The organism is Paenibacillus sp. DCT19 (assembly GCF_003268635.1).
Lineage (GTDB): Bacteria > Bacillota > Bacilli > Paenibacillales > Paenibacillaceae > Paenibacillus.
Window position 1 is genome coordinate 1,175,111 of the sequence record NZ_CP029639.1, and the last position, 19,649, is coordinate 1,194,759.

Genomic DNA, 19,649 nt, shown 5'->3' on the forward strand with positions numbered 1-19,649 from the left:
CATGGCAGACTATAGTGAAAAGTTGATTTTATTAGTAGAAAAGAGAACAAAACTACATCCCGATGATCCTGGGATTCAGATGATTTGGCATGAGATGGTAGATATTTTGAAGGAGAATGAGCAAAGGACGATTGCATTTTTCAATCAATGTGAAGAAAAAGATTTATATTGGCTAAGCGAGATATTTGAGGATTTATCTTCTGAGTTACAAAGTCGATCATTTATAGATTGTCTCCTTCAACTGCAAGAGAAGTACCCTAACTTGGATATGGAGCAGGATATTGAATATGCTATTCAATCAATTCAGGAATGAATACTAACATTGTTGACCATGGATAACTTGGCAGATGAACGTATTGCCCGGATGCAACATGCGTCCGGGATTTAATTATGACATTCTTTATTGCAATCGGGTGTAAGGCGAGGGATTGGGTGTATCGTTAAAGACTCTTTTCTTGATTCTAAACAAGAACCATTAAATTTTGCGATTTTCAAATTTAAATTTTTTTTTGTAGTAGGAGAGATTCTCTTGGCACAAAGTGCGATTCGTTATGCTCAGCGTATACGTTATATACAGGATGCTCAGTTGGGCACGGTAATACAGAGCCTTTTCAAAATTGTAGATCAAAATACAACTAAACTTTCCACCGAAAGTGAGTGGTTATTCAAAGCAATAAGCGAATGGTGGAGTGATTTTGAAGATATGCCACCAGGGCTAAAAGATGTTGAGTTAGACAAATGGTTGACAGTTGCAAGTCGTAAAGAACTTTTTATAGGCTTGTTAAGCGAGGCCTATAAACAATGCGATGAAAATTTAAAGGGTGAAATATTTAAAGTTATTGAGCTACTACAAGATTAATCTAGCAACATGAACATAAGAAGGGATATAGACGCTGAGTTTAACTTAATGGAGTGAGATAATGAGAGTACAGCTCAAAGATACAATAACATTACAAACTAATTTATCATTAGATCGAAGATATTTTGTATATGAAATAGAGTCTACACCTTCAGGAAATACGTATTACAGGATCGAAAATGATGCTAAGCAGGTTGTTCCGTATGATTCGGCTTTATTAAATGTAGTTTCAGATAAGCTTTATGGTGACTGGACTGACTTAAAGAAACCTTATCAATCATCTGCCAAAGTACCTAGAGAGATAGCTTATATAACATTTTGGGAAGAGTTCTATAATGATGATCCTAAAGCTCTACGAGCATTTAGTAAAGTTAAAGCTAGATTGTATCTCGAAGAATTAGAGGAGTCCGAAATCAAAGATATTTTGGAAAGTAACAACGAAGATGAAATTTACTTTGTGTTAAATACTCTAATCAGTGTAAAGAGTGACACGTTTACTAACGAAATAATTCAGTTGGCTCAAACGAAACTGATAGAAAACAACTATCCTGAGGATGATGTGTTGACAGCTGCATTCCAGTATTTGAGTTTATTTCAAGAAGAACATATCAATGAATTTTTTATACACTACTTGACTAATATTGAACTTGGAAATGATAAATTAACAGAAATCGTGAACAATTACTTTGCTTCATAGCAGAAATGGAAAGTGAATATGGGTAAATATGTATCTATTAGAGGTTGGTTAGAGTGTGATGAGAGCACGATTAATGAAGTGAAAAAGATACGGGATGACTTCACGGCCAATTACAATGAAGGTTTGATGGAAAAAGATAAATTAGAATTGTACCAGTCGGGTTGGACATTCCCGGAGAAACAAATTAATTGGACAGCTTATGTATTTTACGGGGCAGATATCAGAGAGTATCATCTTGATTTTATGAAGAAACAACTTTCTGCAATGGCTGGTATTCAAGATATATCTGGGTATTTTTTGATAGATGATCATGATGGAGATTATCATTTGTGCTGGCAAATATGCGAGAATAAAATTATTGAAAGTGATCAGCAGAATATCGTGTTTAACAAATAAATATGATTATGATTGAAAGCCCATTTCTACTCCTGTACGAGTAGCCATGGGTTCTATTTTTATTTCCTCGACTTAATCCACCACTTTACAAAAATCACCCCATCCCTCTCCAGGCCAATGGTATAATGGCAAAAAGGGAGATTCTGGCGTCAGGTTCGAAGTTTCTAACAGCAGAAAGGATGTTATGCCATATGCCTACATATAACAAGTTAGTACGGGACAAGATTCCACACATCATTACATCTAGCGGGAAAGAATGCCGTACACGTATTCTTGATCCTGAGGAATATAAGCAAGAACTGAGAACGAAATTGCGCGAAGAAGCGGACGAATATGCAGAGGCTGGTAACGATCAAGATGCACTCGAAGAGTTAGCAGATATGCTGGAAGTGATCCGCGCATTGGCTGAAGTGCATGGGGCGAATGTCGCACAACTGGACAAGCTGCGGGCAGATAAGGCAGAGGCACGTGGTGGATTCCAAGAACGGGTGTATCTAATCGATGTCGACGAAGCTTAACGTTAAACTCATCACGGATAACTTGGCAGATGAACTCATTGCCCGGATGCAGCATGCGTCCGGGATTTATATTATGACATCCTTTATTATGCAGTCGGGTGTAAGGCTGCTTGCACCACATTTGAAAAGCGCAGTTGAACGTGGTGCCGAGGTGAGAATGCTAGCTGGAGACTACCTATACATCACTCAACCCGAAGGGCTACAGGCATTATGTGATGTAGATGAACGGATTGAGGTACGACTATGGCGGAGTATGGGAACGTCTTTTCACCCCAAGGCTTATTTGTTTGACTATGATAACGGGGAAGGGCTGCTGATTGTAGGCTCGTCCAACTTTTCGCTCTCTGCACTTAAGACAGGCTATGAATGGAATCTAGCAATGAATGCTGAGGCTGAACCGTATACATTTCAGATGGCACTGGATAAATTCATGCAGAGTTTCTATCATGAAACAACCTTACCTGTTAACTCGGATTCTATCTCTCTGTACGAAGGAGAGTACCGTAAATATCATCAAAAAAATCCTGAACTAATTCAGCGGATTACCGAGCTAGAGGAAGCAGAGTTTGGGAATCGACTACCAGAGGATGCGGAGGAAACGACGGCCGAATTATCTTCGGAGATCATTGAACCGAGAGCCGCACAATCAGCAGCTTTGGAAGCACTCGAAGGCATTGTGGAAGAGCAGTATGATAAGGCGATGGTTGTGATGGCGACAGGACTTGGTAAAACGTATCTGGCTGGCTTCTTTGCTCGTCGCTTTAAAAGGGTACTGTTCATTGCGCATCGGGAAGAGATTCTCTTCCAGGCGAAAAAGTCTTTTGCACGCATCATGCCAGAACGTAGCTTCGGCATCTATAACGGTCAGTATAAAGATGGAGAGGCAGATTGTGTATTTGCTTCGATCTATACGCTTAGTTTACAGAGACATCGGGATGTGTTCGCAACAGATGCATTCGATCTCATTGTCGTAGATGAGTTTCATCATGCGGCTGCAAAGTCGTATATGTCTGTCATTAATCACTTTCAGCCCCAGTTCCTACTTGGCATTACGGCTACGCCAGATCGACTGGATGGTAAGGATGTATACGCCCTGTGTGATGGGAACGTAGCGTACCAAATGCATTTTATTGATGCGATTCGGCGAGGCTGGCTTGCCCCATTCCAGTATTACGGTGTATTTGATGACACGGATTATTCGCAGATTCGCTGGATGGGCACGAAATATGATGAAGAACAGCTCATGGCAGCACAGTTACATGAGGAGCATGTGGAGAAAATTTATTCGGCATGGCTTCAGCATAAGCAGACACGTACGATTGGCTTCTGCTCCTCCATTCGTCAGGCAGATTATCTGGCTGCGTATTTTCGCAGTCAGGGAGTGAAGGTGCTGAGTCTACATTCGCGTACATCGGAGATGTCTCGTGAAGAAGCCATTCAGCGGCTTGATGAGGCAGAACTGGAGATTATTCTAACGGTGGATCTGTTCAACGAAGGTACCGATATCCCGCGTGTGGATACGTTGTTGTTCGCGCGTCCAACCGAATCTCTTACGGTGTTCACCCAACAGTTAGGACGTGGTCTTCGGTTAGCGGAAGGTAAATCTCATTGTGTCATCATTGATCTAATCGGGAATTATCGGAATGCGGATATCAAGCTGAGTTTACTGGATATGCGTGACCATGACGAAACAGGTGGGAAAAGAAACGCTCCTTCTGTGCCTGAGGTTCCCGCTAACTGTGCTATTCATCTGGATACCCAGGTAATAAACCTGCTACAGGAGTTAAGCCGAAAGAGGATGCCTCGTCGAGAGAAACTGCATCAGGATTTTCTGGATGTGAAGAGAGAATTAGGACGTATTCCGACATATCTGGAGCTACATCTGATGGGACGTTCCAAAAGCATTGGGTATCGAAGCGACTTTGGATCGTATATTGGTTTTCTATACTGGGCAGAGTTACTGTCAGCGTATGAGAGCGAAGTTTATATTCGTCAGGAAGCATGGCTGCGAGATGTGGAGAAGACCATCATGAACAAAAGCTATAAGATGGTTGTGCTACTCTACATGCTGGAACGTGGAGAGGATCACTGGATGGAGCCAGCAACACCAAGCGAGATGGCGAGCTTTTTCCATACATACCTGACGGAGAAAGCATATCGGAAACGCAAAGACTTTTCGGATAAAGGTAAGCTAAAACTTTGGGACTGGAATGAGAAGACGGCATCTGAGATTGAAAAGTTGATTATCGACATGCCGATGTCTATGTGGAGCGGAGCGAAGGGCAGTATGACTCGTTTCGTGGACGGAGTGTTTTCACTGAATGTACAAGTGCAGGATGCAGAGGAACGATCACTGTTATATCGTTGGACGAAGGAGATTGGTCTGTACAGATTGCATGCGTATTTTGAGCGGGGAATTCTAGTATAAAAGCTTAAGGATAGAAAAAAATCCTATCTAGAATGTAATTGAATATACCAACTAGAATGATCTAAACAAAAACCAGACTACTCACACGGTTCAATGACATGTAGTCTGGTTTCTATTTTTTTGATTTTCTTGAGCTCCATAGCGTGTAGACATACTGTACTTGTATCTCATTCGGAACTAACCTCTTCCTCGCTCTTTCGTTTATCAATAAAATCTCCAGGTCCGCCTTCTGACTTGATTTCCAAGGATGGAAGATAAAATGATAATGAAACCCATGTTTGAGGGTCATCTTTAACATGTCCATTTAATACAATGGTGGATGACATAGGTACTTTAATTTGATAATCAGTGATTTTAACATCTACATCATAATACTTTTCGAAGTATTCTTGTCCAATAGGAATGGCCTTTTCATATAATTCCTGTCTGTCAGCTTTAGAGAGGCTACTGCAACCAGTTATAATAACTATAACTCCGAAAGTTAACAATATTGAACGAATGCTCTTGATCATGTACTCACCTCTCTTCCATTTATCCAATAGCTATAAAAACTTGACTGCAAGGGGATATTACCTTTATTGAATCCTTTTTTTTATAAAATCCTCTGGGCCTTTAGCTGATCGTATTTCCATAGATGGAATATCTAATGATAGAGATATATTGATCGTTTGATCGTTTTTTACATAACCATAGAGGAACATAGTAGAAGAGTTAGGTAAGTTAATGTCATAGTCCGTAAATATGATTTCTACATCATAATACTTTTTGAAGTATTTTTGTCCAATAGGAACAGCTTTTTTGTAAAATGTTCTAGCTTCTTTGTCAGAAAGTCCCCCACAGCCAGTTACAATAGTGACCGTATATAAAGTCAGTAATACTAAAGAAAAATATTTAAGCAATCTAATATTTCTATTTCCTACAGGAATTTGAGTTGGATATCTCATTTGGAATTAACTTCTGCCTCTCTCTTTCGTTTTTCTATGAACTCCCCAGGTCCCCCAGCTGTTTCAATTTCTAAAGAGGGGAGATAGAACGAAAGGGAGATTTTAGTTTGTGGATCACCTTTAGGATAACCTTTCAAAACCATAGTCGAAGACATAGGGATATTGATATAAAATTCAGTGAATTCCACTTCAACATCATAATACTTCTTAAAGTATTCTTGTCCAATAGGAACAGCTCTTTGATAATAATCTTGCTCTTCTTTATCACTTAAACCTCCACAACCAGTAAGTATAGTGATTAAAATAATAAAAATTAAGCCGCTACGGATAGAGGTAATCATTTGAAATCACGTCCTTTATTGGAAAAAAATAATTACTAAGGTATACTATACTTCAAAAAGAAGGTTATATGAATGGTAAATTATATTACAGAAAAAACGTATCACTTTATATCTAATAGGGTTTACACACCAAATTTAGAATTAGGTGAGCAGTACGATGATGAAATCCCAGGCTGGAAAATTGTAAAACCTAACGCTACATTACATGATAGCAATACAGGTTTCGACGCTGAGGTTTTCCACAATGAAAATACCAATCAGATCATTATAGGGTATAGGGGTACAGAACCTGATGGTCGTCCCTTTAGGGAAAGGTACCTTGATATTGAAACAGATGTATTGGACGTTGTCTTAGGAAGAGCGAAACAACTGGAGAAGAAATATAACGAACATCTGAGTAGGACAGAAGAGCTTCCCAGCAAGTATGATAATAGTTTAATCAACGAAGGGTATAAGAATACACAATTTTATCAGGCAGAAGAACTGTATAGAACGGTGAAGAATGAATACCCTACTGCTGATATAACGACTACAGGACATTCATTGGGCGGTGGATTAGCTGAGTATGTAGCAGCAAGAAATGACCTGTCGGCGGTTACATATGATCCTGCGGATATATTACCAGTATTGTCGGATGATATTATCAAGCGAATTGATAACGGAGACTTCAAAGACAAAATCTATTCTATATCTCATCCTGGGGACGTTGTTAGCTCGGGTGTTTTGAGTTCTCGTAAAACAGTAGGAACTGGACTCTTTATTGATAGAACTTATAAAGAGGCAAATAGAAGAATCTACATACCTATTCCGAAATCGAACGAGGATAGCAAATATAATATTATTCAAAGTTTGCTGGGTTTAGAGCCAAAATATTATATACCCATAAGCATTCCATTTCTGCACCAAAATCCATTTAGTAAATTTATGAACTCATTTGGGAATGAAAAAACCCATGATCTGAACTATTTTCAATTTGACGAGCATGGCTTTATTAAGAATAAGTTGTTCTCAACTACAGATGGACAACCTGTGAATGGGAATATACGGTTTGATACTTATCTAAAATCTATGGTTGCGCAAGATAATATGAAACAAGTCTTTGAACAACTTTTTCATAAATATGGCTCCAAGATGGGAACATACGGACAGTATGCCGCAGCAACGACTGGAGTAACTATACAATTATCTGTTGAGAACCTTAAAGCGGCTGGACAGAAGATGGAGCATCATGTACAGGAATTTCAGGCGAGCTTGCCAACGGCAATCAATTCAATTCTGCGTTTAGTAGAGACGAGTCAAAGTCGATCTTTAGAGCCGATTGTGGAGCGCTTGAGACAGGATTTGCAACAATTTAGTAGATGGTATGAAGACGAAGCACGCCTTATTGCACAATATATTAATAAAAAAGCAGAAGATTTTAGGGTTGCTGACGAGGGCTAACAAGGAGGTATAGAGATGTCAGGAAGAATTTTAGTTGAATTGCATGACTTGATGCAGGCTGAGAAAGATCTGACGCACTTAATGAATCTCTTAAAGGCAAACAAAGCGCATATCCAATCTATTGGGGAAAGTGTAGGAGATTGGAGGGGAGAAGCAGCAGAAGAGCTAAAAAAGAGAATGGAGCATTTTTTGACTGTTTTGACAAGAAAAATAGCTGAATTTGAACATCAACAAATTGATCTAGCCAAATATAATTTTCGCATGGAAGAAGCAGATCGTGCTGGACGCTAATCTAAAATCATAGTTGAGGAACATTAGCAGCACTGATGACGTCTGAAAGAAGAATATATCCGATCAACTATACGAAAGGATGACGCTCCAATGAAAAAGGTGGTTATGTTCATCGCTGCGCTGTGCGTAGTCACGGTGGCGGGGGCTTTATATGCTTCGTCAGGGAAAGTAAGCGCAGCGGCTCCAGCGTATACGTTAACCGTGAATGGAAAACCGATGCAAGTAAGTAAGTCTGAGCTGATGCCTTACGAGCAAAAAGGAACCGTCTTGGTGCCATTACGCGCTACGGCAGAAGCACTGGGCTACAGAGTCCACTGGGTAGCTGCTGAGAAAGCTGTATCTGTCGAAGACAGCATACAGTCAGCCCTGGTGAAGAACGGCAGTACCCAAGTGAAGTTTACAGGCAAGCTGAAAATCATCAACTTGAGTCAGAATATGGAGCTACCGGTTCCTGCACAGACTAAGAAAGGCACGATGTATGTGCCAGCTTCGTTCTTCGAAACTTTCTTCAATGAAGTTGTGGTGAAAGAAGGCAACGTTTCGATCTCGGCTCAGATGTCGTCGATTCAATAAATTGACGTCTGTACTAGCTCTACCACAGAAAGACCTTTAATGACTTGCAGCCTCTATAGGGAGGCGAGTCGTAAAGGTCTTTTGTCGTTATATATACAAAGAATTCCTTACTTACACGTGGCTCGGTTCGTCGCCTTCTCCTTGCACATAAACCATAATAGCCTGGTACAAAAAACTCAAAAAATCCTCGTTGCCAAACTGCTCAAAGTATAGGGCATATCGACGATCTGTCGTATAAGTCTCTGCGATACAGACCAGAATCTCAGGATCACAGACCATAAAGGATTCAAGCTGCTTTTTCCATTGATCTATCAGTTGTTGCACCTCCGTAGAAGCGGGAGAGTGATCCTGATGTTTCACCAATTCATGAAATACGGTCTCCATGTTCACAGAGAACTGTTGGTAGGCTTTTTGCTGATCTTGTGCGGATAGTCTGTTCATATTGGCTTCGAATTCCTGATATTTAGAGGTGTCCCCATAGACGAACTTCGCCTCAGATTCATACTGTTCTTGAATGGTCATGATGGGAGAATCGTCAAACAGTTGAAGTTGAGAGATATCCGTTCCATTCACAACTTCGTCCAGCTGGTCGATGATCGTTTCTAGCTTTTGTTTTCGTTGAACGAGTGAACCGCGATGCTCTTTTAAAATTCCTTTTTGTTCATCTTTGGATCGTTTCATCATCGTTGCAATGTCTTTCAATGAAAAATTCATTTCTTTGAACAGAAGAATCGTTTGCAGATTCCCCAGTGCTTCCTGATCATATAACCGATAGCCATTGGCTTCGATTTTGCTCGGTTTCAACAGATCTGTTTTATCATAATAGTGCAACGCGCGCTTGGTTACGCCGGTGATCTGCATGATGTCTTTAATGGTGAAATAGGGTGTCTTCATTCCAAAAGTCCTTTGTTTCAGCAAGAATAGTACTTGCCGGAGTAATGGTGGCTTTCATAATGGATGAGCCTGTTTGGTTCAGATAATATTTGATCAAGTGGTAGCCACAGGCATAGCCAGCAGCATAGGGCATTCCTACGGGACTGAAATTTTGCAATTTCGCCAGTTCATCGCCATATAAATACGGATTAATCTGGTCGAATCCAGTCACGTTAAGTTGATCCTTCATGTTAGGTTTAATGATGGAGTTCAATGTTTCCATGCTTGTTTTGGTTACCCAGGGGCCTAATAACTCTTCTCCATACAAGAATGTAGCAAAGCTTTCAGCAAGTCCCTCACTGACAATCATTTCTCCCAGCGTAATCTGTGGGTTCCACTGGATATATTGATATCTTACGTTATGATTGCATTCATGAGCTAACACAGATTGAATTCGAGGTAGAGTATAGCTATTGGGGATGAGGTTCGCAATAATATACCCCGGAATGCCACCATCTCCGCTAATTCCTTCGTTCATCGTAAGGGAAAGACTATTCTTGTCACCTAATAAAATCGTGTACAGATATTCAGAGACAGATAACGTAATCCCGCTCTCCCTAAAGGTAGATAGACTCCTAGTAACGGCTTCATGACACTTTTGCCAAAATGCTTCAGACGAAATCGCTGCTAACGGCTCGCAGATCTCAGCGGTTATATCCTCAGGGGAGATATTCATGAAATTATTCATCATAATAACATCAAACCCATGTGGCTCACTCGCGCGAAATGGGATCTGCTGAATGTTCCATTTGTTCATAAAAGGCTCCATCATAAGTTGCCGGTACAGCTCTAACTTTTTATCAGGTGCGGCTTCCATTATCGTGTTATAAATCTGATCTGAACGCAAAGCGGTAATCTGCATTAGTCATCTCTCCTTTTGGATAAGCTAGAGCTTATTATCAAGGATAACCTTACGTTACAGTCAAGGATGGATTATTAGCTTGTTGAGATATGTTCGTGTATGGCAAAAAAACCTCTGATCTACTCACGATTCCGGAGTTCATAATCAAAGGCTTCTAACCTATTCCAGTTTACCGCGCACGGCACGATTACGGCTTGAACGCATGCTGCCCCATAATTGATACAAAAATAGTGCGGTGAGCACACTCGCTGGTAATAGAAGGGGCTGAAACAAATTACCTATCGCTAAGGCGGAGAATTGAGAGACGATATAACCGGCAACTCCAATAGTGGCGATTAGTACGGTGTTCCAAATAAGGAAAGACTTTAGCGTCGAGCCCAATCGCCGAGAGAGGTATACACTAAAAATGAATGCACAACCGAATAACGCATAGAATACCACTTCGGTTGTCGTTGACCAAGTACCTACCAGTTGAATGGGAATGATATCTTCCTGCGATAACTGACTTGAGGAGAGCCAGTACTGAGCCTGATCTAGGCGGTACTGCTCTATCCAGATATATGCACCGTAGACGAACGCCATTAGAATGAGATAAACCAGGGATAAGAAGGAAACTCCCTTTGGAGTGGTTTTGCTTGTTTTCATCATTTCGTTGAACGACCTCCTATAATGACTTCAACGTTCCTCAGACTAGAGAGTACATTGTCACCAAAAATGGATATCCTTGTAGTATAATTCATCTCGAACTGAATCGAAACCATAAATTGTATATTCAGAGATGAAGTTGTCTTATATGAGCTCGTCAAAAATAGAAGGTGGTGAGCTAACCTTATGAGTAAACGTATACTGCATTTAGTTCTTTTATCCATTGGTATGACTATACTACTCACTTTTGTCGAGGATAATAATTCTCCAGCGAATGAGCGTGGGAGGTTGAATGAAACTTCTCTATCCGAGCTACATACACAACGAAATAAGCAAACACTTTCCTCTGTTCCTGACCGTATCGAGTTGTATGAAGAGATGGAAACCCTCATGTTGCAGGTCGAAGATATTCCTATATATAAGGACTACCTAACCGAATCAGAGAATGTGGCGTTGGAGATTGAACGTACTCAGTTCGTGAAGATCCAGTCAGATTCCTCTGATTTGACCCACGCTCTGTTGCAGTATGGCTGTGGTACTAAAGCATGTTCTACCCTTTTGCTGGAGACAAATGGGATACAGAGCCGAAGCATGATCATGCCTTATGGTACATTTCAAGATTATAAACAATCTCCTGATCAAAACCGGCTGTTACTGCGTTATGCGTACGATGAGGGTGGTAGTGTAAAAAGACAGATTATTGTGGCAGTAGATCTAAATTCTATGCAAGTCATTCCTTATGCATCGGATTCTCTTGAGAATGAATACATGTTGAACCCAACTTGGCCGATATTATCGTATCAATGGCTAGATGAGAGTAGGTTTAGTTTGAAGACAGCCGAGATTAGCGCGAGTGATTGGGATGCTTTACAGCAATGGTTTTCCTCTACAGATCGTAAAGTAAAGCGGGTGGAGATCCAATTAGAAAATACTGCTTTCAAAAAACGCTTACAAAATTTCAATTCTGCCCTACCTTTTCGTCTCGGAAGCTGAGATAATGGGGAAGGCTAAATCAATGAGGACATTTAGGCTATATCAGAGATAGCGGTTACTACACCGCTTACATATGAAATGGGAGGAATAGAGATGACCACACAGGTAACAGAACTCATTCAATCAAAACAGGGACAGGCATTGCTCGCGCAAATGTACGGGCCACAGCATGTCGAAGAGCAGGGTGCTCGTTATGTGAAGCTGGATGCTTCATTCCGTGAGCACTTTGGTGAGCAGGAGCAAGTTCAATTGTTCAGCTCCCCGGGACGTAGCGAAATTGGTGGTAACCATACAGATCATAACCATGGTAAAGTTTTGGCGGGTAGCATCACGCTTGACACCATTGCGGTAGCTGTACCGACAGACGATAATGTGATTACGTTTTATTCCGAAGGATACGACAAACAGTATGTTATCGATCTCGCCAACTTGAAGCCGAACGTGGAGGATGACGGTACAACTGGACTGATCCGTGGTATCGCTGCTGGACTCGTGGAATTGGGACACAACATCGGTGGATTCAAGGCAGACATCTCTAGTAACGTATTTGCGGCTTCTGGTGTGAGTTCTTCTGCATCCTTTGAGATGCTGATCAGCGCGATCCTGAACCATTTCTACAATGATGGTAAATTGGATGTGGTGACGCTGGCGAAGATTGGACAATATGCGGAAAATCACTTCTGGAATAAACCGTCCGGTCTTCTGGATCAGATGGCTTGTGCCTACGGTGGACTGATTTCCATCGATTTTGCCAATCCGGCTGAACCTGTGATTGAGCCTGTGGAATGGAACTTCCAAGAAAACGGATACTCCTTGGTCATCGTGAACACGGGTGGTAACCATGCGGATCTCACCGAAGACTATGCTTCGGTGCCGAACGAGATGAAAGCAGTCGCACAGGCGCTTGGTAAGGAGTATGTTCGTGAAATTACGGAAGAAGATATCTATGCGAAGCTGCCAGCGATCCGCGAAGCGGCTGGAGATCGTGCGGTACTGCGTGCACTTCATTTCTTGTCCGAGAACCAGCGTGTAGATGGACAGGTGCAGGCACTGCGTGATGGACGTTTTGCTGATTTCCTGTCTCTGATTACGGCATCCGGTAACTCATCATGGAAATGGCTCCAGAACGTATATCAGAGCGGAGCTTCCCGTGCACAGGAAATTTCGGTGGCTCTCGCGCTGACAGAGAACTACCTCAGCAAGCTCGGCGATGGCGCATGTCGTGTACACGGCGGTGGATTCGCTGGCGTAATTCTGGCGATTGTACCAAACGAGAAAGCAGAAGAATACATGAACTGGATGCGTGGTATGCTGGATACACCAGTAATCGTGGTTAACGTACGTCAGCATGGCTCCATCTGCCTGAATGCGGAATTGAACAAGGCTTAAGAGAGCATTTGTCATTAATATAAAAAGCAGCGATACACCTGAACATCACTGTTCAGTGTGTACGCTGCTTTTTTGTGTAGGCCAATAAAGTGGATTTAGTCCTCATACATTGAGTTAAGAGGTTGGATATCATCTGGTACTGAGCCTGTTTTGACTTCATACGTATCATAGTCGACCATTGCAAATATTTCTTGAGATTTATTCCCTTTAACATGCCCCGTCAGTGATATCGTATGGGACAAGTCAGACGGAATGAATCGGTGGCCTGTAAACTCCACATCAATTCCATAAGTTTCTTTGAAATAGATTAGGCTGGCGATTTCAGCTTTGGGATCGTAATTGTAGTCTCTTTGTTATTTTTAACATGTCCACTCAAACTGATATTGGGACTCAGATCCTTTGGCATGAATTTATGCTCAGTAAATTCCACTTCAGTATCATAGTGATCAATAAAATATTGATACCCCACTTGAGAGGCTTCTTCAATAACCTTGTGTTGATTGGGAATTGAATTGCATCCTCCCAATATGAAGATGAAGAATAACAAAGTGATTGATATAAATTGAATATTTTTTATAAAAATATCTTCAACCTCCCATATATGTGAAATGAATACTTAATAATATACGTTAACTTTTTAACTCAGTAAACAGCAGTTCATAGGTGTGAAGCATGTCTGCATTCGAGCCATTAGTTTGCCTATGGTCGATGACTTCAGGATAATACACACAACGATACTCATGCAGGCAGCGGTTCTTTGACCAATCCAGGGTCATGACAGAACCGCTGTTTGTGATGTCCTTGATTAGATCGGTTAGATAGTCGATTGAACCTGCATGTGATATGCTCAAGGAGATATATTGCATCAGGGATTGCTGTGGATGTGCATGTTGAGAATCTCTTCAACAGTACTTGATACATAGATAATTACCCGTTGCCTGCGTGCAGGTGGCGGGTCTTTTAGATATAACTTTGGATTGCAGATCAGCGTGGAAGGAGAAGTGAAATAGAATGTTGTCTACGTTATATGAATGTCAGGAGGTTTGTAAAGTAGCTGATGCTGGAACGGTATTTCCGATTCGTCTGCATGTGTCCAATCCTACGTTGGTGATTCCCTTATCTGGAATTCGCCTTTGTGCGGATGAGCACAATTACACGCTAGGGAGTGGGAAATGTATTTTTCTTCAGTCCATGTCTGACGAACTTAAGTTAGAGACCATTGAGCTGGAAGCGATGCATTCCGTATATATCATTTCGTTTCAGCGTTATCAGCTTGTGGAGCAGACGGGAGACAATGTTCAATATCAGCTCAGTGATGAGCAATTGCCGGAGAATGGCAGGGTGATGAAGTTTGCTCGGCATCTACAGGGTAGTCTCCAGGAGCTGGTAGAGCGTGTGATGCATGCGGCCAACCCTAAGCGTAATCCTCAAGTGAATCTAATGTTAAATGAATTACTTCAACAGGTGTTTATTCATTGGGATGATGCAGAGGGGAACTATGTGCGGGAACGATCCATCAAGCAAGTGTGCACCTATATGCAGCACAATCTGGACACCAATCTGACCCGGTTACAGCTTGCACAGATGTCGGGATTTAATCCAAGTTATTTCTCGTCCTTGTTTCGTAAGGAAACAGGGTGGAGCTTCGGGGATTACCTCAATCGTCTTCGTCTGGACGAGGCCAAACGTCTCTTACTCACCACATCTGATTCACTCCAGACGATTGCGCTTAGGACAGGCTTTTCGGATAGTTCATACCTGAGCAAAACCTTCAAAAAACATGTGCATATCACGCCAGGAGCTTTTCGTAGCTTGCAGCAGACGAAGCAGATTGCAGCTTTGCAGTTTGTAGGAGCATTACTTGCAATCGGCATCACACCCATTCTGACCACAAATGAAGTATATGATTCATCCGAGCTGATTCATGATGAGCTGCAACAAACGGTCGTTACTGACAATGCCAAGTTGATTGAACAAATGAGAGAAGTGCGTCCTGAGCTTATTTTAGCGCCAACGTATTTTTATCATTTTCCAGATGTGCTGATAGCGTTAGAAGAAATTGCTCCGGTAGTTACGCTCGAATGGGGGAAGCTGGATAAGATCGAAGAGGTGGAGAAGGTTGGAGCATTGTTCGCTAGAGAACAAGCATCTCGGGAGTGGCTCTCTCAGTACCAATCCAACGTGAATGAGACACGTCGTTTATTGAGAAGTGTTATTTTGCCACAACACACAGTGGGCATCTATGAACTGAATTACGATCAGCGATGGTTGATTCCGCATACGAAGGTGCGTTCCGCCTACAATCTATATCAGGCTTTGCAATGTGCTGCCCCTGATCGGATTCAGAAGGAGGTATTGGACAAGGACAGACCGTTATTTATTCAAGAAGAAGAAATGATATCGTATGCTGCAGATTATATGTTGGTCATTATACCTACTTCCCCTCATGAGAATGGGCTTGAGAAGTTAACTTCCAGACAGGTGTGGCAGCGATTGATTACAGAGCTGGGATGTCGTGTATATCCTCTGGTGCTGAATGAATTCTGGATGGATGATGGGCTGTCACTGGATAAACAACTGGAAAAGATACGACATGCGTTACTTTCTACGAGTGAATCCAACGATTGTACAGGCATGAAACCCGACCATAACACATCGACGATCCGTTAATCTGGTCGTTATAATAATGATTGTTATAGAGAATGATAATCATTATTAATTGGAGGGTGTTATGCAGACACAGAAAAGAGGTTTACATATTTTCAAAATTGTTATACTCATGATGCTAGTCTTGATGCTCGCTGCTTGCGGTTCTACAACGAATACAGCAGCGACGGAGCAGGGAACTGAGGCGGATACAAGCACGGTGACAGCGAGTGGAGAACAGACAGATGGAGAAGCCAACAGCTCCGAAGAAGCTGGCAAGGAAACACATATCATCGATACGCCGAATGGAAAGTTGGAGTTACCTGTTCATCCGCAGCGGATTGTCGTAGATGGCTATCTGCCCAACATGCTGGCACTTGGGATCAAGCCGGTAGGTGCAACGAGATGGGAATTGGAGAACAAAGTCATCCAGGATCAGATTAAGGGCATTGCCGATATTGGTGAACGTTCGCTTGAGAGCATTCTGGAGCTGGAACCAGACCTCATTATTACTTGGGTAAATCCGGCAGCAGATGCTCAGATCATTGAGCAGTATGAGAAGATCGCGCCAACGCTTGTTATACCGTATAACCATTTTCCGGATATCCATGAGAATATGCGCTATTTCGGAAGTGTTTTTGACAAAGAAGCGGAAGCTGAAGAATGGCTTACAGGTCTAGATCAGGTTGCTGCGGATGCACGTGAACAGATTAGTCCTTATATCACGCCAGAAGATACATTTGCTTTGATGGGAGTGTTTGTTGCTGATAAAAACTTTTATGTCTACGGTAACGGTGGCTACCGGGGTGGCGAAGCGATCTACACACATCTTCAGCTGAACCCACCAGAGAAGCAGCGTAATGAGATTATCGGCAAAGAAACGAACAGACAGATCTCATACGAGGTCGTTGGCGAGTATGCTGGCGATTATATTTTCCTGGATCAAGGGGAGATGCTTCCAGAAGTATGGGGCAGTAACGAAGGTGTATGGAAGACACTAGATGCGGTTAAAAATAATCGAGTATTCCAACTCGATCCAGACTTGTTCTGGGTAATGATCCGATCTCATTAAAACTACAGATTCAAGAGATTGCGAAGATGATTGTGGAACGAGAGCAATCCAAATAAACGCTAACGAAGAGCAGCCTGGACAATATGTCCGGGCTTTTTTTGATAATAGAATGTATAAGTTTTCACCGGAGCTGAACCATTCGATAATCGCAAGAGAAACGAGTATATTTTCCAAATTTAGGTTGTGTGACCTGAGTAAAAAAGGTAAACTTTCCTTTCAAAGGATTTAGGCAATTGCAGCTTAAGATAGAAGCATATACACCGCGTTCAGCATATCGCATCCATTTTACAATCGTGATAAGGAGAGTGAGTTTCTTGTCTATTTCGACACCGATTCTGCAAAACATAAATATGATCGGAATCATTTTGTTGCTAGTGGGTAACGCGTTTTATTTGATGCATCTTCGTAAGGTCAGAAGAGAAAGAGCGTTAACAATGAGGGAGTCGTTGCTGGTTGTTGTGGCGCAAGCAGGTTATTTATTGTGGGCAGGGAGCCATTTGCTTGAGATGCTATCTACTTAAGTGGAGTTTAATATGTAGAAAAAAAGCAAACTTCCTCCACTTTAGAAGTGTTGATGAAGTAGGGTCTATGAGTAAATGTGATAGATGGCATCGTCGTGTTATAGAAAGGCTGGCTAGTTTTGTGTTTATTTTCAATACGAGGGGAGAAAACGCAGAATGAGTACAAACACCTCATGGGATCAAGAAGAGGAACGGATGTACAACGAGCTGAGGGATATGCTGGATGAGGTTGAGGGACAGGAGCAACGTAAAAAGAGGTTGAATCGTATGATCAAACACCTCATGGGATCAAGAAGAGGAACGGATGTACAACGAGCTGAGGGATATGCTGGATGAGGTTGAGGGACAGGAGCAACGTAAAAAGAGGTTGAATCGTATGATCAAACAGCTCCGGAACGCCAGATGGCGGAAGAAAGTTCTGAACATGGATAATCTTCCTTTCTCCAATCTGAGACCTGCGCAACTGGGAATTATGATTACGACTGGAGCACTTACTCCTATTGTATTGTTTTGCATTTTTATATGGGTATCGCTATGGGTTGAATGATGTCATTATTAAGAGAGCAACCGGTCGCAGGGAAAGAAACTTTCCGAGCTAACGATTGCTCTGATTAGATGATCTGCTTGGTGATTTGGAAATAGGTTAATGTGATACTTGGCTATGGTCTGTATCTTGAGACTGGATATAGTTTTGCATATATTGGTGATATTCACGGAAGCTGCCGATGTGATGCAGGGCATCTGATTTGGAAGCAGATTGAAGCTTGATCTTCCCATCACTAGGATGGTCTTTCATCTGGGCTACCACGGACTTGGAGCCTTGAATGTCAATCGACATTTCTTGAATTCGTTGTAAAAGTGCCGGATGTCCGCCATATTGAAGCATCTCAGCAAGGGGTCTCATTTCTTCCAGTTTCTGACTGGAGCGTTCAAGTGTCGTCATCACTTTATCCCCATCGGTACTTGCACTCAGGGAAACCATGCGATGAATATGGTCTTTTTCCATCCGCTCCAAGGCTTCTAGGTGAGATGCTTCCAGTCGTTTGGGATCACCGAAGCCTTGAGATTGAACGGTGTCATTAGTCTCGGCGGTATGATTATTACTTCCGTTCCCGCATCCCCATAATAGGGACGAGCATGTAAGAATTGCTCCGACGGCAACGATACTTTTTAAACGCATATTGTCACTCCTTCAACATTTTCCTGAAGGTAGTATGAGCTATAAGAATGAAAATAATCCCTTTTTATTTTAATTTTAGAAGATGTTCAAAAAGACCGCTTTTTTGAACTCATACTTTTATTAGAGACAATCAAGGAGACATCATGAACATATATACGAATCCGATTTGGAAATGGGCAATTACCATTCTGTATCCGATATTTTGGTTTAGCGTTATGACTTGGGGATCGCCAATGAATTCCTGGTTTATGACCATACTTATACTTATTCTGTTTTGCATGGCATGGGCAGGTGTGAAGGAAATGCTTATCTCGACAGGGCTGACCTGGCTCGTTGCCATTCCATGCTGGTGGTTTTGGGTCGCGCGTCCAGATCCATCTGCCACTGCTGCCAATTTTGCCGCGCATGTATGGATCATTCTTGTTATCTATCTGTGCGTCGTCTTTTTGCCTCAGTTGCTTATTCTTACAACACGAATGCGGGTGATGCTGTATTATTCCAAATGAACAGGGTAGGTCAGCCGTTACTAACTATATAGAGCACACATCTGGGGAGGACTACGATTGAAGAAACAGATCTTGAATAACAAAGAAACGAGTCATACATATATTGTTGTATTTACCTTCTTATACGGTATGACGTTGCTAGCATGGCCTTTCGTTGCATTTGCTATTGGTATGTCTCTTGGGGCACCAACGCCAGTAGAATTTCAAGTTGCATCGGATTGGATAGGTAAAATTGTAGTCTCATATCCAATAAGTGTGATCGGGGCTATCATCGGAGGATGGGCTTCATATCGATCTGAACGGTATATCTTTCCTTATTGGATGATGCAATTGCCTCTATTGTGGATTATTGCATTCTTTACTGTTCAGAGATTTGGAAAGTATCTACACTTTTTGGGTTAACGAGGGGAGACGC

26 protein-coding genes are annotated in these 19,649 nt (G+C 41.9%); 18 read left to right on the forward strand and 8 right to left on the reverse strand.

Annotated features, from left to right (window positions below; genetic code table 11):
• Position 1: 1 nt before the first annotated feature.
• The 6 genes from DMB88_RS05140 to DMB88_RS05165 all read left to right on the forward strand — a co-directional run bounded on the left by DMB88_RS05140 (position 2) and on the right by DMB88_RS05165 (position 4,898).
• Positions 2–313, forward strand: coding sequence for a hypothetical protein (locus tag DMB88_RS05140; protein WP_128100475.1), 312 nt, complete (start codon positions 2–4; stop codon positions 311–313).
• A 216-nt stretch (positions 314–529) separates the two neighbouring features.
• A complete protein-coding gene (locus DMB88_RS05145; protein WP_128100476.1) occupies positions 530–859 on the forward strand; it encodes a hypothetical protein in 330 nt (109 codons plus the stop codon).
• Between the two features lie 61 nt (positions 860–920).
• Positions 921–1,556, forward strand: coding sequence for a hypothetical protein (locus tag DMB88_RS05150; RefSeq protein ID WP_128100477.1), 636 nt, complete (start codon positions 921–923; stop codon positions 1,554–1,556).
• A gap of 12 nt (positions 1,557–1,568) precedes the next feature.
• Positions 1,569–1,952 carry a hypothetical protein gene (locus DMB88_RS05155; RefSeq protein ID WP_128100478.1) on the forward strand — a complete coding sequence of 128 codons (384 nt, stop codon included), beginning with the start codon at positions 1,569–1,571 and terminating at the stop codon, positions 1,950–1,952.
• Positions 1,953–2,143: 191 nt separating this feature from the next.
• Positions 2,144–2,470, forward strand: coding sequence for a nucleoside triphosphate pyrophosphohydrolase (locus tag DMB88_RS05160; protein WP_128100479.1), 327 nt, complete (start codon positions 2,144–2,146; stop codon positions 2,468–2,470).
• Entirely contained in the window at positions 2,454–4,898 is a 2,445-nt protein-coding gene (locus DMB88_RS05165; RefSeq protein WP_128100480.1) for a DEAD/DEAH box helicase family protein, read from the forward strand. Before DMB88_RS05160 ends, DMB88_RS05165 begins: the two co-directional genes overlap by 17 nt.
• Before the next feature lie 167 nt (positions 4,899–5,065).
• On the opposite strand, the gene DMB88_RS05170 is transcribed toward DMB88_RS05165, so the two are convergent.
• From DMB88_RS05170 to DMB88_RS05180, 3 genes are all read right to left on the reverse strand, one after another.
• The gene (locus DMB88_RS05170; protein ID WP_128100481.1) at positions 5,066–5,410 is read right to left on the reverse strand and encodes a hypothetical protein; all 345 of its coding nucleotides are present in this window, start codon (positions 5,408–5,410) and stop codon (positions 5,066–5,068) included.
• Between the two features lie 63 nt (positions 5,411–5,473).
• On the reverse strand, positions 5,474–5,842 hold the full coding sequence (locus DMB88_RS05175) for a hypothetical protein (RefSeq protein WP_128100482.1): 369 nt from the start codon (positions 5,840–5,842) through the stop codon (positions 5,474–5,476).
• Positions 5,839–6,183: a hypothetical protein gene (locus DMB88_RS05180; protein WP_128100483.1), complete on the reverse strand. Its 345-nt coding sequence runs from the start codon at positions 6,181–6,183 to the stop codon at positions 5,839–5,841. The genes DMB88_RS05175 and DMB88_RS05180 overlap by 4 nt, the downstream gene beginning before the upstream one ends.
• 72 nt (positions 6,184–6,255) lie before the next feature.
• Here DMB88_RS05180 and DMB88_RS05185 point away from each other — a divergent pair, with 72 nt between their 5' ends.
• The 3 genes from DMB88_RS05185 (at position 6,256) to DMB88_RS05195 (ending at position 8,487) form a co-directional block, all read left to right on the forward strand.
• Entirely contained in the window at positions 6,256–7,623 is a 1,368-nt protein-coding gene (locus DMB88_RS05185) for a lipase family protein (protein ID WP_128100484.1), read from the forward strand.
• A gap of 15 nt (positions 7,624–7,638) precedes the next feature.
• Positions 7,639–7,914, forward strand: a complete 276-nt coding sequence (locus DMB88_RS05190; protein ID WP_128100485.1) for a hypothetical protein — start codon at positions 7,639–7,641, stop codon at positions 7,912–7,914.
• A 90-nt stretch (positions 7,915–8,004) separates the two neighbouring features.
• Positions 8,005–8,487, forward strand: a complete 483-nt coding sequence (locus DMB88_RS05195; protein WP_128100486.1) for a copper amine oxidase N-terminal domain-containing protein — start codon at positions 8,005–8,007, stop codon at positions 8,485–8,487.
• Between the two features lie 111 nt (positions 8,488–8,598).
• Here the strand turns inward: DMB88_RS05195 and DMB88_RS05200 are convergent, their stop codons facing one another.
• From DMB88_RS05200 to DMB88_RS05210, 3 genes are all read right to left on the reverse strand, one after another.
• Entirely contained in the window at positions 8,599–9,381 is a 783-nt protein-coding gene (locus DMB88_RS05200) for a MerR family transcriptional regulator (protein WP_128100487.1), read from the reverse strand.
• Positions 9,356–10,282 carry a DUF2268 domain-containing putative Zn-dependent protease gene (locus DMB88_RS05205; RefSeq protein ID WP_128100488.1) on the reverse strand — a complete coding sequence of 309 codons (927 nt, stop codon included), beginning with the start codon at positions 10,280–10,282 and terminating at the stop codon, positions 9,356–9,358. Before DMB88_RS05205 ends, DMB88_RS05200 begins: the two co-directional genes overlap by 26 nt.
• A gap of 159 nt (positions 10,283–10,441) precedes the next feature.
• On the reverse strand, positions 10,442–10,930 hold the full coding sequence (locus tag DMB88_RS05210) for a hypothetical protein (protein WP_128100489.1): 489 nt from the start codon (positions 10,928–10,930) through the stop codon (positions 10,442–10,444).
• A gap of 183 nt (positions 10,931–11,113) precedes the next feature.
• Here DMB88_RS05210 and DMB88_RS05215 point away from each other — a divergent pair, with 183 nt between their 5' ends.
• On the forward strand, positions 11,114–11,920 hold the full coding sequence (locus tag DMB88_RS05215) for a hypothetical protein (protein WP_128100490.1): 807 nt from the start codon (positions 11,114–11,116) through the stop codon (positions 11,918–11,920).
• A gap of 93 nt (positions 11,921–12,013) precedes the next feature.
• On the forward strand, positions 12,014–13,309 hold the full coding sequence (locus DMB88_RS05220; RefSeq protein ID WP_128100491.1) for a galactokinase: 1,296 nt from the start codon (positions 12,014–12,016) through the stop codon (positions 13,307–13,309).
• A gap of 629 nt (positions 13,310–13,938) precedes the next feature.
• Here the strand turns inward: DMB88_RS05220 and DMB88_RS05225 are convergent.
• Positions 13,939–14,160, reverse strand: coding sequence for a hypothetical protein (locus DMB88_RS05225; RefSeq protein ID WP_128100492.1), 222 nt, complete (start codon positions 14,158–14,160; stop codon positions 13,939–13,941).
• Positions 14,161–14,320: 160 nt separating this feature from the next.
• Between DMB88_RS05225 and DMB88_RS05230 the strand changes: the two genes are divergently transcribed.
• The 5 genes from DMB88_RS05230 to DMB88_RS05250 all read left to right on the forward strand — a co-directional run bounded on the left by DMB88_RS05230 (position 14,321) and on the right by DMB88_RS05250 (position 18,095).
• The gene (locus DMB88_RS05230) at positions 14,321–15,979 is read left to right on the forward strand and encodes a helix-turn-helix domain-containing protein (protein WP_128100493.1); all 1,659 of its coding nucleotides are present in this window, start codon (positions 14,321–14,323) and stop codon (positions 15,977–15,979) included.
• 61 nt (positions 15,980–16,040) lie between these two features.
• Positions 16,041–17,027 carry an ABC transporter substrate-binding protein gene (locus DMB88_RS05235; protein WP_128100494.1) on the forward strand — a complete coding sequence of 329 codons (987 nt, stop codon included), beginning with the start codon at positions 16,041–16,043 and terminating at the stop codon, positions 17,025–17,027.
• A 314-nt stretch (positions 17,028–17,341) separates the two neighbouring features.
• Positions 17,342–17,548, forward strand: coding sequence for a hypothetical protein (locus DMB88_RS05240; RefSeq protein WP_254438465.1), 207 nt, complete (start codon positions 17,342–17,344; stop codon positions 17,546–17,548).
• A gap of 156 nt (positions 17,549–17,704) precedes the next feature.
• Entirely contained in the window at positions 17,705–17,884 is a 180-nt protein-coding gene (locus DMB88_RS05245; RefSeq protein WP_128100495.1) for a hypothetical protein, read from the forward strand.
• Positions 17,853–18,095: a hypothetical protein gene (locus DMB88_RS05250; RefSeq protein ID WP_128100496.1), complete on the forward strand. Its 243-nt coding sequence runs from the start codon at positions 17,853–17,855 to the stop codon at positions 18,093–18,095. Before DMB88_RS05245 ends, DMB88_RS05250 begins: the two co-directional genes overlap by 32 nt.
• 96 nt (positions 18,096–18,191) lie before the next feature.
• Here DMB88_RS05250 and DMB88_RS05255 read toward each other — a convergent pair whose 3' ends face one another.
• A complete protein-coding gene (locus tag DMB88_RS05255) occupies positions 18,192–18,728 on the reverse strand; it encodes a hypothetical protein (RefSeq protein ID WP_128100497.1) in 537 nt (178 codons plus the stop codon).
• Positions 18,729–18,871: 143 nt separating this feature from the next.
• Here DMB88_RS05255 and DMB88_RS05260 point away from each other — a divergent pair, with 143 nt between their 5' ends.
• Both DMB88_RS05260 and DMB88_RS05265 read left to right on the forward strand, forming a co-directional pair.
• Complete coding sequence (locus tag DMB88_RS05260) at positions 18,872–19,234, forward strand: hypothetical protein (protein ID WP_128100498.1); 363 nt, start codon at positions 18,872–18,874, stop codon at positions 19,232–19,234.
• 57 nt (positions 19,235–19,291) lie between these two features.
• On the forward strand, positions 19,292–19,636 hold the full coding sequence (locus tag DMB88_RS05265; protein ID WP_128100499.1) for a hypothetical protein: 345 nt from the start codon (positions 19,292–19,294) through the stop codon (positions 19,634–19,636).
• The last annotated feature ends 13 nt before the right edge of the window (positions 19,637–19,649 follow it).